Origin of the sequence: Prauserella endophytica, assembly GCF_005146945.1 — a bacterium.
Taxonomy (GTDB): Bacteria; Actinomycetota; Actinomycetes; order Mycobacteriales; family Pseudonocardiaceae; genus Prauserella_A; species Prauserella_A endophytica.
This window is the reverse complement of sequence record NZ_SWMS01000005.1, coordinates 328,245-341,397: the sequence shown is the minus strand read 5'-3', so window position 1 is coordinate 341,397 and position 13,153 is coordinate 328,245. Positions and strand designations below refer to the sequence as shown.

Annotated in this window: 13 protein-coding genes; 5 read left to right on the top strand and 8 right to left on the bottom strand. The window is 71.4% G+C overall.

The features are described 5' to 3' along the window. Nucleotides 1-5: 5 nt before the first annotated feature. The gene (locus FCN18_RS12665; protein ID WP_137095072.1) at nucleotides 6-575 is read right to left on the bottom strand and encodes an NUDIX hydrolase; all 570 of its coding nucleotides are present in this window, start codon (nucleotides 573-575) and stop codon (nucleotides 6-8) included. 88 nt (nucleotides 576-663) lie between these two features. Between FCN18_RS12665 and FCN18_RS12660 the strand changes: the two genes are divergently transcribed. Then, a complete protein-coding gene (locus tag FCN18_RS12660; protein ID WP_112275267.1) occupies nucleotides 664-1,488 on the top strand; it encodes an MBL fold metallo-hydrolase in 825 nt (274 codons plus the stop codon). On the opposite strand, the gene FCN18_RS12655 is transcribed toward FCN18_RS12660, so the two are convergent. The 3 genes from FCN18_RS12655 to FCN18_RS12645 are packed head-to-tail and all read right to left on the bottom strand — an operon-like array spanning nucleotide 1,471 to nucleotide 3,914. Beyond that, complete coding sequence (locus FCN18_RS12655; protein WP_112275265.1) at nucleotides 1,471-1,701, bottom strand: hypothetical protein; 231 nt, start codon at nucleotides 1,699-1,701, stop codon at nucleotides 1,471-1,473. The two genes, FCN18_RS12660 and FCN18_RS12655, sit on opposite strands and share 18 nt — an antisense overlap. 13 nt (nucleotides 1,702-1,714) lie before the next feature. Then, nucleotides 1,715-2,836, bottom strand: coding sequence for a fatty acid desaturase family protein (locus FCN18_RS12650; RefSeq protein WP_137095071.1), 1,122 nt, complete (start codon nucleotides 2,834-2,836; stop codon nucleotides 1,715-1,717). A 13-nt stretch (nucleotides 2,837-2,849) separates the two neighbouring features. Beyond that, nucleotides 2,850-3,914, bottom strand: a complete 1,065-nt coding sequence (locus FCN18_RS12645; protein ID WP_137095070.1) for a ferredoxin reductase — start codon at nucleotides 3,912-3,914, stop codon at nucleotides 2,850-2,852. 107 nt (nucleotides 3,915-4,021) lie between these two features. Here FCN18_RS12645 and FCN18_RS12640 point away from each other — a divergent pair, with 107 nt between their 5' ends. Beyond that, nucleotides 4,022-4,654 carry a TetR family transcriptional regulator gene (locus FCN18_RS12640; RefSeq protein WP_407675771.1) on the top strand — a complete coding sequence of 211 codons (633 nt, stop codon included), beginning with the start codon at nucleotides 4,022-4,024 and terminating at the stop codon, nucleotides 4,652-4,654. 26 nt (nucleotides 4,655-4,680) lie between these two features. Here the strand turns inward: FCN18_RS12640 and FCN18_RS12635 are convergent, their stop codons facing one another. Beyond that, entirely contained in the window at nucleotides 4,681-5,640 is a 960-nt protein-coding gene (locus FCN18_RS12635; RefSeq protein ID WP_137095067.1) for an aldo/keto reductase, read from the bottom strand. A 13-nt stretch (nucleotides 5,641-5,653) separates the two neighbouring features. Continuing rightward, a complete protein-coding gene (locus FCN18_RS12630; RefSeq protein ID WP_137095065.1) occupies nucleotides 5,654-6,202 on the bottom strand; it encodes a YceI family protein in 549 nt (182 codons plus the stop codon). Nucleotides 6,203-6,305: 103 nt separating this feature from the next. Here FCN18_RS12630 and FCN18_RS12625 point away from each other — a divergent pair, with 103 nt between their 5' ends. After that, on the top strand, nucleotides 6,306-7,157 hold the full coding sequence (locus FCN18_RS12625) for a helix-turn-helix domain-containing protein (protein WP_112275252.1): 852 nt from the start codon (nucleotides 6,306-6,308) through the stop codon (nucleotides 7,155-7,157). Between the two features lie 164 nt (nucleotides 7,158-7,321). Here the strand turns inward: FCN18_RS12625 and FCN18_RS12620 are convergent, their stop codons facing one another. After that, on the bottom strand, nucleotides 7,322-8,077 hold the full coding sequence (locus FCN18_RS12620) for an IclR family transcriptional regulator (RefSeq protein WP_112275250.1): 756 nt from the start codon (nucleotides 8,075-8,077) through the stop codon (nucleotides 7,322-7,324). After that, nucleotides 8,074-9,525, bottom strand: a complete 1,452-nt coding sequence (locus FCN18_RS12615; protein ID WP_112275248.1) for an APC family permease — start codon at nucleotides 9,523-9,525, stop codon at nucleotides 8,074-8,076. Before FCN18_RS12615 ends, FCN18_RS12620 begins: the two co-directional genes overlap by 4 nt. A 241-nt stretch (nucleotides 9,526-9,766) precedes the next feature. Between FCN18_RS12615 and FCN18_RS12610 the strand changes: the two genes are divergently transcribed. Continuing rightward, entirely contained in the window at nucleotides 9,767-11,188 is a 1,422-nt protein-coding gene (locus FCN18_RS12610; protein WP_137095062.1) for an APC family permease, read from the top strand. 21 nt (nucleotides 11,189-11,209) lie between these two features. Further along, on the top strand, nucleotides 11,210-13,123 hold the full coding sequence (locus tag FCN18_RS12605) for a primary-amine oxidase (RefSeq protein ID WP_137095059.1): 1,914 nt from the start codon (nucleotides 11,210-11,212) through the stop codon (nucleotides 13,121-13,123). Nucleotides 13,124-13,153: the final 30 nt, after the last annotated feature.

Below are 13,153 nucleotides of genomic sequence, written 5' to 3'. Positions count from 1 at the left end.
ACCCGTCACCTCACCCCCGGAGGACGAACCAGCCGCTCCACGCGGGCCAGGCTCTCGCGCAGGTTCGGCAGGTCGCTCGACTCGAGCGCCTCGGGCAGCGTGAGCCAGCGCAGAGGCGCGTCGGGCCGCTCGGCCGTGATCGTGCCGGGTACGCCGGTGGCGAGCACGAAGCGCAGGTCGGCGTGCTCGTGTGCGGGCTCGGCGCCCTTCGCGGGCACCGGCACGATCGCGAGGTGCACCAGCTCCGCGTCCGGCCACGGCGCGAGGTCGCGCAGCCCCGTCTCCTCCCGGCCCTCACGCAGTGCGACGTCGAGCGGGTCGTTCTCACCTGGGTCGAAGTGGCCGCCGACGTGCAGCCACGCCTGCTGCCGCTCGTGCCAGCGCAGCAGGACCCGGTTCGTTCCCGGGTGCACGACGAACGCCGATCCGGTGACGTGCAGCGGCGTCGACCGGTCCCAGGGCGCGTCGCTGGTCTCCACCAGCTCGCGCACGCGAGCGAGGTCGGCTTCCTCCACGGGATCCTGCGCACGATACCGGTGCAGCAGCCGCGTCAACGGAGCGAGAGCGTCAGCCATGAACGCAGCGTAGCGCCATCGTGGACGCTCCGTTGTGGACGGTCATGATCGGGAGGTTACGCCGCGGCCGTGCGGGTAGCCCACGGCGATGTTTCCCCGCGAGGACTCACTGACGTTCATCGGCACGGCGACGACGCTGGTGCGGCTCGGCCCGTTCACGGTGCTCACCGATCCGAACTTCCTGCACCGGGGTCAGTGGTGCTACTTCGGCCAGGGCCTGTTCTCGCGGCGGCGCACCGAGCCGTCGGCAGGGATCGCGGAGCTGCCGCCGCTCGACGCCGTGGTGCTCTCCCACCTGCACGGGGACCACTTCGACCGTGTCGCGCGGCGAGGACTCGCCCCCGACCTGCCGATCCTCACCACCGGCCACGCGGCGCGGCGGCTGCGGCGCCACGGGTTCCGCGAGCCGGTGCCGCTCGCGACGTGGTCGGCGGAGACCCTGCGCCAGCGGGGCGCGACACTCACGGTCACAGCCGTGCCCGCGCGGCACTCCACCGGCGTGCTCGGCAAGGTGCTGCCGCCCGTGATGGGCACCGTCTGGGACTACGTCGCCGCGCCAGACTCCCGGCGGCTGCGCATCTACGTCAGCGGCGACACGGTGGTGCACGACGAGCTGCGTGAGATCCGCGAGCGGCTTCCCGGCATCGACCTCGCCGTGCTGCATCTTGGCGGCACGAGGGTGCTCGGCATGCTGGTGACGATGGACGACCGGCAAGGCGGCGAGCTGCTGGAGCTGCTCGATCCGGCGCACGCCGTGCCCGTGCACTTCGATGACTACCGCAACTTCACGTCGCCGATTTCGAACTTCCTCGACGAGGCGGCGAGGCGGCACCCCGGCACGAGCGTGCGGCTGCTGCGGCGCGGCGAAAGCCTCCCGCTCACCGGCCTCGCGAGATCACTCGCGCCCGAGTGATCCGTCCGCCTCACCGGCGGTACGTTCGTCGTCCTCCCGCGCCCGCTGCGCCGCCTCGCGCATCTCGATCACGTCGGTCAGCCAGTCGCCGGTCTCGCGCGCGATGTCGCGCACGGCACCGGTGACGATCCCCGCGATGTTGCCGATGTGCGTGGCCGCGGACTCGGTCAGCACCTGCACCGTGTCCTTGCCGCTCTCGAACCGACTCACCATGTCGCTGTCGTCCCTACGCCGCACTGAGGTTCCGGTCGCGGTTCAGCGTACTGGCCTTGGGCTCGTCCGCACCCTTACCGCCGGGCAAGGCCAGCTTGACGAGCTTCTTCGCCACCGAGAAGAGCTGCTTGTGCAGCGGACCGGTGTGGTACGGCAGGCCGTACTTCTCGCAGATCGCGCGCACCTCGGGCGCGATCTTCGGGTACCGGCAGGCCGGGATGTCCGGGAAGAGGTGGTGCTCGATCTGGTGCGAGAGGTTGCCCGAGAGTATGTGGAACAGGGGGCCGCCGGTGATGTTGGCGGAGCCGAGGATCTGGCGCAGGTACCACTGGCCCCTGCTCTCGCCCTCCGTCTCCCGCTCGGTGAAGCTCTCCACGTCGGCCGGGAAGTGCCCGCAGAAGATGATCGAGAACGCCCACAGGTTGCGCACCACGTTCGCCGAGGCGTTGCCGAGCAGCGTCAGCGGCGCGAGCGGGCCGGTCAGCAGCGGGAACAGCACGTAGTCCTTGCCGACCTGACGCGACGCCTTGCGCAGCATGCGCTTGCGGACCTCCGCGAACTCCGACCATTTCCGCTCGCCCTTGACGACCCGGTCGAACTCGAGATCGTGCAGCATCACGCCCCACTGGAACATGAAGGCGAGCACCACGGCGTAGACCGGGTTGCCCAGGTAGTACGGGTGCCACTTCTGCTCGGGGTCGATGCGCAGGATCCCGTAGCCGACGTCGCGGTCCTTGTCGAGGATGTTGGTGTAGGTGTGGTGGATGTAGTTGTGCGAGTGCCGCCAGTTCTCCGCCGGTGCCACCGTGTCCCACTCGAACCGCTGGGAGCTGAGCGCCGGGTCGCGAGTCCAGTCGTACTGGCCGTGCATGACGTTGTGGCCGATCTCCATGTTGTCGAGGATCTTCGACAGCGACAGCGCGCCGACCCCGGCGATCCACGCGGGCGGGAAGAACCCGGCGAACAGCAGCGCCCGCCCGGAGATCTCCAGACTGCGCTGGATCTTGATGACGTTCTGAATGTAGTCCACATCGGACTTTCCGAGGTCGGCGACGACGCGCTGGCGCAGCTCGTCCATCTCCTGTCCGAAATCCTCGACCTGTTGCGGCGTGAGGCGGTCCTGCAGTCCGGTCATGGTCGTCGTCTCCCTAACAGTCGATCTCGACGTCCCCGACGGGGACGGAGATGCACAGCTGGATCTCTTCGTTCTCGTCGTCGGACACTTCGCCGGAGCGCACGTCGCGCACGGCGCCCTTCGCCTTCACCTGCGTGCACGAGAAGCAGATGCCCATGCGGCAGCCATGCTCGGGGCTCAGGCCCGCGGCCTCGGCCTGCTCCAGCAGCGGCCTGCCGGTGTTGTCGGCCTCGGTGCCGCTGCGGGCGAAGCGCACGCGCCCGCTCGCGCCGCCGGTGTCGAGCCGCAGCGCGGGTGGCGTGAACTCCTCAGTGTGCAGGCGTTCACTCAAACCCGCCTCCGCGTAGAGCTCCGAGACGGCGTCCCGCAGCGGTTCGGGACCGCACAGGTAGGTCCGCGCGTCGCGGTACCACGGCGCGGCCTCGGCCAGGTGCCGCTCGCCGAAACGGCCGCGCAGGTGTCCCTCTCCGTCCCGGGTGTGGGCGAGCACCACGCGGGTGCCCGGCCGCGTGCCGAGCGACGCCAGCTCCTCGCGATAGGGCACGTCGGCGGCGGTGGCCGCGTAGTGGAGCAACGTCACCTCTCCGCGATGGTCCTCGTCGGCGAGCGTGCGCAGCATCGAGAGCACCGGGGTGATGCCGCTGCCGCCACTGATCAGCAACAGCTTCTCCGGACGGGCTTGCGGCAGCGTGAACACGCCTTCCGGCCGGGACAACCCGAGCACGAGCCCTGGCCGCGCGGTGTGGTGCAGGTACCGCGACACCAGGCCGTGTTCGTGAGCCCTGATCGTCAGCTCAAGCCGGTCCGGCCGGTGCGCCGAGCCCGCTGGCGAGTAGCAGCGGGTACGGCGCACACCGTCGATGTCCACAGACACGCGCATGTACTGGCCCGCGGTGAAGCCAGGCCACGCCCTGCTCGGACGCAGCGTGAGCGTCACCGTGCCCGGCGTCTGCCTGCGGACTTCGGTGACCTCGGCCCTGATCTCCTCGCGCACGAGCATCGGGTCGATCAGTTCGAGGTAGCGGTCGATGCCGTGCGGAGTGAGCAGCGTGCCGGCGAGTGCGGCGAGTCTGCCCATCTCACACCTCCAATTCAGTGCACACCCGTACACTCAATAGTGGGGGGACTGCTCGAAGCCCGCAATGTGAGGTGGCCTACAACGTGGACGTACGTACGCTGAACGCCGTGACTGTGGAACCGGTGAGCCGGCACGAGCGCAAGGAACGCACCCGGCGCGCGCTGCTGGACACCGCGCTGCGGCTGTTCGCCGAACGCGGCTTCGGCGGCGTCAGCCTGCGCGAGGTGACCAAACAGGCGGGAATCGTGCCGACGGCGTTCTACCGGCACTTCGCGTCGATGGAGGCCCTCGGCGTCGCGCTCGTGGATGAGTCCATGCGCACGCTGCGCGGGATGATCCGCTCGGCCCGCAACGACCCGAGGACGTCCACCGGCATCATCCGCGCGTCGGTGCGCACGCTCGCCGAGCACGTGCGCGCGAACGAAGCGCACTACTGGTTCCTGATCAGGGAGCGCTACGGCGGCACCGGCGAGGTACGCCAGGCGATCGGCATCGAACTGCGGCTGTTCTCCCGCGAGCTCGCCGTGGACCTCGCGCGCTTCGAGTACCTGCGGGAGTGGAGCACCGAGGACCTGAACATGATGGCCGACCTCATCGTCACGGCCATGCTGGGCACGGTGCTGGACCTGCTGGAGGCCCGCCAGGGCGACACCGAGGCCGACGAGCGGATCATCCGCACGGCCGAGAAACGGCTCCGGCTGATCACCCTCGGCGTGCCCGGCTGGCGAAGCGCAGGCTGACCGGGCAGGGTAGGCCGCGCCAGGCCCTAGATGTCGAGACCCTCGAGGAAGTCGGCGGGGAACCCGCGCTCGAACGGCACCGCACCGGTGAGCCGCTCGATGGCCTCCCCGGGCAACTCGAGGCCGGCCGCGCCCAGTGCGTCCTTCAGCTGGGCGGGCGTGCGCGGCCCGAGGATCGGCAGCACCGACGGCGAGCGGGCCAGCAGCCATGCGATCGCCACCTGCGACGGCGTCGCGCCCAGCTCCCCGGCGACGTCGCGCACCACGCGCGCCGCGGCGTGGTCGCGCTCGGTCAGCGTCGCGGGATCCCGCCTGCCGCCACCGGTTCCGCCGTCGAGATATCGGCCGGACAGCACGCCGCCCGCCAGCGGGTTCCACGTGGTGACGCTGAGCCCCAGCGCCTCCGCCATCGGCAGCAGCTCGCGCTCGACATCACGCCACAGCAGGTTGTACGGCACCTGCACCGCGGAGAACGGCGTCCAGCCCCGCGACTCGGCGAGCTGGTTCGCACGGCTGACCCACCACGCCGGGGTGTCGGAGATGCCGACGTGCAGGACCTTCCCCGTGCGCACGGCGTCGTCCAGCGCCCGCAGGATCTCCTCGGCGGGCGTGCGGAGATCCCACACGTGCACCCAGTACAGGTCGAGGTAGTCGGTGCGCAGCCTGCGCAGACTCGTCTCGAGCGAAAGGCGCAGGTTCTTGCGATGGTTGCCAGAGGCGTTGGGGTCCGTGGCGTCCCGGCTCAGCGCGTACTTCGTGCCGAGCACGAACCGGTCCCGGCGGCCCCGAAGCAGCTCGCCCAGGATCCTCTCGCTCTCGCCGCCGCGGTAGACGACGGCGGTGTCGATGGCGTTACCACCCGCGTCGGCGAAGCCGTCGAGCATCTCCCGGCAGTCGCTCTCGGGCACGGGCGCGCCGAACGCCATCGTGCCGAGGAACAGCTCGGAGACTCGCAGTCCGGTCTGACCGAGCGGGCGGTACCGCATCGATGAGCTCCCCTCAGGCCGGTTCGACGAACTGGACGTCGAGCTGGATCTTCACGACCTCGCCCAGGATGCCGGGCGCGAACCTGAGGCCGAAGTCGCCGCGCCGGATCTCGCCGGTCGCCTCGAACCCGGCGTGCCTCGGCGCGTCCTCGGCCATCCTGTCCACACCACCGAACTCGACGGCGAAGGTGACCGGCCGCGTCACGTCGCCGATGGTCAGCTCGCCATCCATCGTCCAGTCCTCGCCCTCGCCGTCCAGCCGCGTCGAGACGAACCGCATCGTCGGCCGCGTGGCGACGTCGAGCAGGTCGGGCGCGCGGACGTGCGCGTCGCGGTCGGCGTTGCCGGTGTCGATCGAGGCGAGCGCGACGGTGGCGGTCACCGACGAGTCGGCCAGCGTCTCGCCGACCGTCAGCGCGGCGTCGAACTCGGCGAAACGGCCCCGCACCTTGGAGATGCCGAGGTGGCGGATGGTGAAGTTGACCGCGGAGTGGAAGGGGTCGAGCGTCCACGCGCCGGGCGTGAGCGGGAGGCCGGTGGTGGTCACGTTCTCTGTCGTCATGACGGCGAGCCTCGCGCGCTTCCGGGTCGCCGGGGAGGCCGCGCTGAGACTGGCCCCACGAGGGCCACCCTTCGAGGTACCCGCCGCGGGTAGCGTTTCGGGAGTGAGCGACAACGAGCTGGGGACGTTACTGCGCGCCCGCCGCGAGGCGGTCACGCCCGAGCGGGTGGGCCTGCCGAGCGGGCCGCGCCGCCGTACGCCCGGCCTGCGCCGGTCCGAGCTGGCGACACTGGCCGGGATCAGCGTCGAGTACCTGACGCGGCTGGAACAGGGCCGCGACCGGCACCCCTCGGCTCAGGTGCTCGGCGCGATCGCCGACGCGCTGCGCCTGTCGCTCACCGACCGCCAGCTGCTGGCCCACACCGCCAAGTCGCTGGCCGGCGCCGCGCTCTGCCCGGCAGGCATGCCGCCGGCGCGCACGGTGCGGCCGACCGTGCGCGCGCTGCTCGACCGGCTCGAACCCGCTCCCGCGCTGCTGCTGAACCGGCTGAGCGACGTGCTCGCGTACACCCCCGCCTACGAGCGGCTCGCCGGGCCGGCGGGGCTGCTCGACGCCGAAGCGCCGAACCTGGTGCGGTTCCTGTTCACCGACGCCCGCGCGCACACCGTCTTCGCCGATTGGGAGCGCGTCGCCGACGAGCACGTCGCGAACCTCAAGCTCGGCCCTCCCGGCGACGACCCGCATCTCGCCGCGCTGACCGACGAGCTGACCGTCACCGCGGGCGCCCCGTTCGCCGACCGGCTGCGGTGTCCGCCCTCGCTGGTACCGGACACCGGGGAGCTGCGGCTGGTGCATCCCGAGGTGGGCGGACTGCTGCTGGCGTACGAGACACTGGCCCTGCCCGACGACGACCAGCGCCTGCTGGTCTACCTGCCGGCCGACGAGGCCACGGGCGCCGCGCTCGACCAGCTCACCGGCCGTCGCCCCGGCTCCCTCCGCGCCGTCACCGGCTGACCGCACACGTGCAATAACTGCCCCCCAAGGCCACCTTTGCTGCGTTGAACGCAACAAAGGTGGCCTTGGGGGCAGCCTCTCCTCCTGCTTCCGTCCGCAGTGAAGGCCACCTTCACTGCGTTCAACGCAGTGAAGGTGGCCTTCACTGCAGTGGCGCGAATCGGTCAGGCCAACAGGGGCGCGAGCTGGTCGGCGTGTTCGCGCACGAGGGCCAGCAGGTCGGGGTTCGGTTCGGCGACACGCTCGGTCGGTCCGCTCACGGCGAGGCCCGCCACGAGGGTTCCGTGCACGACATCGCGGATCGCCACCGCGAGACAGCCGCGCCCCGGGTACAGCTCGCCGCACTGGCGCGCGAGCCCCGTTCGCGCCACGTCGGCCAGCTCGGTCTCCAGCCGCCCCGCCTCGGTGATCGTCGCCGTCGTGAACGGGCGCAGGTCCCGCACCATGGCCCGCCATTCGGCCTGATCGGCGAGCAGCAGCTTGCCCAGAGCGGAGGCATGCGGGTAGCGGGCGAGCAGGGCACCGTCCGACGGCGGGTGGTCGGGGTCGGCGTCGACGAGCTCCACCCGCCCCGACTGGTACGACGCGAGGTGCACGCCCCAGCGCACGCGCTGCCGCAGGCGCTCCACCACCGCCCTGGCGGCCGCGGGTGGACCGCTCGCGACGGGAACCGTGAGCCTGCCCGCCCTGCGGCCGAGCGCGAACCCGCGCAGGTCCGGCAGCCGCACCAGGTACTCCTCGCCCACGAGCAGGTTCAGCAGCCGGTACGTCGTCGCGGGCGGCAGCTTCAGCGCGGCGGAGATCTCCTTCGCGGTCACACCGGGCCCCGCGGCCACCACCTCCTCCAGCACGGCGAGGGCGTTGCGGACGGCCTTCGGCTGTCGTCCCGACAGCGGTGCCTGCTCGGCGGGCGGGCTCATGGCCTGCCGCCGAGCAGGTCGGACGCCGACGTCTCGTCGTAGATGCCGATCCCGGCCAGCTGCCGCGGTCTGCGCGCCCGCACCCACGCGTACCACGCCAGCCCGGCCGCGAGCAGGAGCGTGAACGCCAGCGGGTACGGCCCGTCGGCGTTGTTCACGGTGAACAGCACCAGCACGGCAAGCAGGACGGGGGCCACGACCACCGACGCGGCCAGCGCGCCGCGCGTCAGCTCACCGATGCGGTGCAGGAAGACCGGCGCCGCCGCGCACACGAGCAGGTAGGCGATGAGGTAACCGAACACGGCGATGTTCAGCAGGGCCACGAACAGCTCCCGGGTGGACACGCCCGCGGCGAGCAGCACCACCGGCAGCAGCGTCGCGGCGGGCAGCACGAGCAGGATCGCCACGTGCGGCGTGCGGTAGCGGGGGTGGGTGGTGCCGAGGCGGCGAGGGACGATGCCCTCTCGGCCCATCGACAGCAGCACCCGCACCAGCGCGCTGCTGGTCGCCATCGTGCACGCGAAGAACGACGCGGCGATGCCGGCGTCGAGCACGTAGGGCAGCCACGGCAGCCCCTCCAGCTCGGCGAGCGTGCTCATCGGCTCCGGCTGCCCGGCGAGCCCGCCCGGCAGCTGGCTCAGCCCCGCCGCCTGCGTGTACGCGGCGACCAGGTAAAGCACGCCGCACAGGGCCGCTGTCCATTGCACGGCACGGGGCACGCTCTGGAACGGGCGCCGCGCCTCGACACCGAAGGACGCCGCCGCCTCGAAGCCGACGAACGCGCCCAGCGCGGGCAGCACCGCTCCCGCCACACCGCCGAGCCCCTCCTCCGTGGTGAACGGCGTGAACCCCAGCTCGGGCGCGACCCGGGCGAGCAGCAGCCCGAACACGACGAGCAGTGCGCTGATCGACAGGGCCTCCGTCACCAGCACGACCTTGGCCGACAGGCGCACGCCACGCACGGTCAGCACCGTCGCGAGCACGCCGAGCACCACCACGGTGCCCGCCACGGCGCCCCAGCCGGGGCTGAGGCCCATCCGCCGCAGCACGTCGTGCACATACGTGCCCGCGCCGACGAGCGCGGCCATCGCGAGCAGCCCGTAGCCGATGAGCAGGGCCCACCCGGCCGCGAACGCGGCGACCGGGCCGAGCCCCTTCGCGGTGAGGCTGTAGAGCGAGCCGGCCGCGGCCATCCTCCGGGTGAACTGGGCGACGCACACGCCGATCAGCAGGGCCAGCACGGTGGCGGCGACGAACGACCACAGCACGGCCCCGCCCGCGGTCGCCGCCGCCACGGCGGGGGCGGCCGCCATCGCCGCCGACGGCGCGGCACCCGAGATCGACTGCGCGAACACCTGCAGCGGGCCGAGATTGCGGCGGTCGAGCCCCGACATGGGAGACTCGCGACGTACCGCCACGGCACCCCGGTACCCCGACGCTCGCGACATCGGCCTCCTTCAACGCAGGACCAGCACGCTAACGAGGGACTGTAACCGCGGAGTGACCGCTGACGTCACACACGAGCGAGTCAAATGAGAATCCGGGCGAGGCCGTTCCCGTGTTCCGAGAACGGTGTGTCGCGTCTTACCAGCCGAGGAGACCGGCGTTTGACCGGACGGGCGCGGCGCGGCAACGTCTTCTGGCAACGCTGCAGCGAGTCAGAGAAGCCGCTCTCCACCGGAGGTCCGCATGGACACATCCGCTCCCCGCTCGCTGTCCGGCTCGCTCGGTGCCGGTTCCATCGTCTTCATGGTCGTCGCCGCGGCGGCCCCGCTCACCGTGGTGGCTGGCAGCGTCCCGCTCGGCGTGGCGCTGGGCAACGGCGCGGCCTTCCCCGCGACGTTCGTGCTGTGCTGCGCCGTGCTCCTGCTGTTCGCCGTCGGGTTCTGCGCGATGAGCAGGCACGTGCCCAACGCGGGCGCGTTCTACTCCTACGTCCAGCGCGGACTCGGCCGCGCGCCCGGCCTCGGCACGGCGTTCCTCGCACTGGTCACCTACACAGCGGTGCAGCTCGCCGTCTACGGCTACCTCGGCGCGACGCTCGACGGCCTCGTCCAGCACTACGGTGGGCCCGCGCTGCCGTGGTGGCTGTACGCGCTGGCCGCGGCTGCCGTGGTCGGTGTGCTCGGTTACCGGCACATCGAGCTCAGCAGCCGCGTCCTCGGCGTGCTGCTGCTGTGCGAGGTCGGGATCGTGCTCGTGTTCGACGCGGTGGTCGCGGCCAAGGGCGGCGGGGACGCCGGGCTGTCGACGGCGTTGCTGCAGCCCGCGCAGATCGGGTCCGGTTCGCTGGGCATCGCGATCATGTTCGCCGTCGCGAGCTTCATCGGCTTCGAGGCCACTGCGGTGTTCCGCGACGAGGCCCGCGATCCCGGCCGCACCATCCCGCGGGCCACGTACGCCGCGCTGCTGCTGATCGCCGGCTTCTACGCGCTCTCCAGCTGGGCCGTGGTGTCCGCGTGGGGCGACGCCGCCGCCGTCGAGCGGGCCGCGGCCGATCCCGGCAACATGCTGATCGCGACCATCGGCGACCACCTCGGCGCGGTGGGCGCCGACGTCGCACAGGTGCTGCTGGTGACGAGCCTGTTCGCCGCGCTGCTGGCCTTCCACAACGTCGTCGCGAGGTACGCCTTCTCCCTCGGCAACGCCGGCGCGCTGCCCTCGGTGTGCGGCCGCAGTCACGAGCGGCACGGTTCCCCGCACGTCGCCTCACTCGCCCAGTCGGGCAGCGCGGTGCTGCTCACGGTGCTGTTCGCGGCGCTGGGGATGGACCCGGTGACGCAGGTGTTCGCGTGGATGGCGGGCACGGCGACGCTCGGCGTGCTGGCGCTGATGACGCTCACGTGCCTGGCCGTCGTCGTGTTCTTCCGGCGCACGCGAGTGGACCAGCGCGCCTGGCACACGCTCGTGGCGCCCGTGCTCGGGCTTGCCGGGCTCGGCACGTGCCTGGCGCTGACGATCCTCAACTTCCCCACCCTGATCGGCGGCTCGGCCGGGCTGGCCGCCGTGATCGGCGCGGTGCTCGCGGGCTCGTTCGTGTTCGGGCTCGCGCTCTGCGCCGTGGTGCGAAAGGCCCCGCTCGCACCGGAAACCGTTGTCGAAACCGCCTGATTTCCACCGAGAGGAGCAGAGATGACCATCGCCGAAGACAGGACCACCGCGACGCATCCGCTGGACCCGATGAGCGCCGACGAGGTCGGCCAGATCCGCCGGGTCCTCGCCGACGCCGGGCTGCTCGCCGAGCCCGTGCGGTTCGCGTTCCTCGCGCTGGAGGAGCCGGAGAAGTCCGACGTGCTGGCGTTCACGCCTGGCGCCCAACTCGACCGCCGGTTCAGGGCGATCCTGCTGAACCTCGCCGACGGCAGTTCGCGCGACGTGGTCGTGTCGACCACCAGGTCCGCTGTGGACTCGGTGGTGGACATCGACCCCGTGGCGGCGGGACAGCCGCCGATCCTCGACACCGAGTTCGAACTGATCGAGGACATCCTCAACGCCGACGAGCAGTGGACGTCCGCGCTGGCACGACGAGGTCTCGACCCGGCGACCGTGCGTGCCGTGCCCCTCTCGGCGGGCTGCTACGACGAGCCCGGCGAGGAGGGCAAGCGGGTCGTGCGCTCGCTCGGCTTCCAGCAGCTGCACGAGAAGGACCACCCGTGGGCGCACCCGGTGGACGGGCTCGTGGCCTACGTCGACCTGACCAGCCGCACGGTGACCAGGGTGATCGACCACGAGAAGCTGCCGGTGCCCCGGGAGCCGGGCAACTTCGACGACCCGGAGCAGACCGGCCCCGCTCGCACGAGCCTCAAGCCGATCGAGATCACGCAGCCGCACGGGCCGAGCTTCGAGGTCGAGGACAGCCGGGTGCGGTGGGAGAACTGGGATCTGCGGATCGGCTTCAACGAGCGCGAGGGGCTGACCCTGCACCAGCTCTCCTTCCACGAGCGGCCGGTGCTGTACCGCGCGTCGGTGGCCGAGATGGTGGTGCCCTACGCCGACCCGTCGCCGGTGCGGTTCTGGCAGAACTACTTCGACTGCGGCGAGTACATGTTCGCCCGCTACACCAACTCGCTGGAGCTGGGCTGCGACTGTCTCGGCGAGATCCGCTACTTCGACGCGGTCGTGGCCGACGACCTCGGCGAGGCACGCACGATCCGCAACGCGATCTGCATGCACGAGGAGGACTTCGGCGTGCTGTGGAAGCACTCCGACCTGTTCGCGGGCTCGCACGAGACGCGGCGGCAGCGGCGGCTGGTGATCTCGTTCTTCACCACGATCGGCAACTACGACTACGGCTTCTACTGGTATCTCTACCTCGACGGCACGATCCAGCTGGAGGCCAAGGCCACGGGCGTCACGTTCACCTCCGCCTACCCGGAGCGGGGGCACGAGTACGCGACCGAGGTGGCGCCGGGGCTCGGCGCCCCGTACCACCAGCATCTGTTCTGCGCCCGGCTCGACGTCGGTGTCGACGGGCAGCGCAACGCCGTTGACGAGGTCGAGGCGCAGCGCGTGCCGGTGAGCGAGGACAACCCGTACGGCAACGCCTTCCGCCAGGCGCGCACGCGCCTGACCACGGAGTCGGACGCGAAGCGGCTGGCCGACAACACACGGGCGCGGGTGTGGCACGTCGTGAACCCGGAGGTGACCAACCGGCTCGGCCAGCCGGTCGCCTACGCGCTGCACCCGCAGGGGCAGCCCACGCTGCTCGCCGACGAGTCGTCGTCGATCCACGCGAGGGCGACGTTCGCGACGAAGCACCTCTGGGTCACGAAGTACGACCCGGCGCACCGCTATCCGGCCGGTGACCTCGTGAACCAGAACCCCGGCGGCGACGGCCTGCCGAAGTGGGCGGCCGAGGGCCGGGGCATCGACGGCGAGGACATCGTGCTGTGGCACACCTTCGGGCTCACGCACTTCCCGCGCCCTGAGGACTGGCCGGTGATGCCCGTGGACTACGCCGGGTTCACGCTCAAGCCGGTGGGCTTCTTCGACCGCAACCCCACGCTCGACGTACCCCCCACGAACACCTGCCACCACGAAGGCTAGGTCCGATCACAGCTCACACAGCCGCAGTGA

Coding starts and splice junctions, on each gene's coding strand:
- FCN18_RS12665 (WP_137095072.1), bottom strand. CDS start 575: ATGGCTGACGCTCTCGCTCCGTTGACGCGGCTGCTGCACCGGTATCGT.
- FCN18_RS12660 (WP_112275267.1), top strand. CDS start 664: ATGTTTCCCCGCGAGGACTCACTGACGTTCATCGGCACGGCGACGACG.
- FCN18_RS12655 (WP_112275265.1), bottom strand. CDS start 1,701: ATGGTGAGTCGGTTCGAGAGCGGCAAGGACACGGTGCAGGTGCTGACC.
- FCN18_RS12650 (WP_137095071.1), bottom strand. CDS start 2,836: ATGACCGGACTGCAGGACCGCCTCACGCCGCAACAGGTCGAGGATTTC.
- FCN18_RS12645 (WP_137095070.1), bottom strand. CDS start 3,914: ATGGGCAGACTCGCCGCACTCGCCGGCACGCTGCTCACTCCGCACGGC.
- FCN18_RS12635 (WP_137095067.1), bottom strand. CDS start 5,640: ATGCGGTACCGCCCGCTCGGTCAGACCGGACTGCGAGTCTCCGAGCTG.
- FCN18_RS12630 (WP_137095065.1), bottom strand. CDS start 6,202: ATGACGACAGAGAACGTGACCACCACCGGCCTCCCGCTCACGCCCGGC.
- FCN18_RS12620 (WP_112275250.1), bottom strand. CDS start 8,077: ATGAGCCCGCCCGCCGAGCAGGCACCGCTGTCGGGACGACAGCCGAAG.
- FCN18_RS12615 (WP_112275248.1), bottom strand. CDS start 9,525: ATGTCGCGAGCGTCGGGGTACCGGGGTGCCGTGGCGGTACGTCGCGAG.
- FCN18_RS12610 (WP_137095062.1), top strand. CDS start 9,767: ATGGACACATCCGCTCCCCGCTCGCTGTCCGGCTCGCTCGGTGCCGGT.
- FCN18_RS12605 (WP_137095059.1), top strand. CDS start 11,210: ATGACCATCGCCGAAGACAGGACCACCGCGACGCATCCGCTGGACCCG.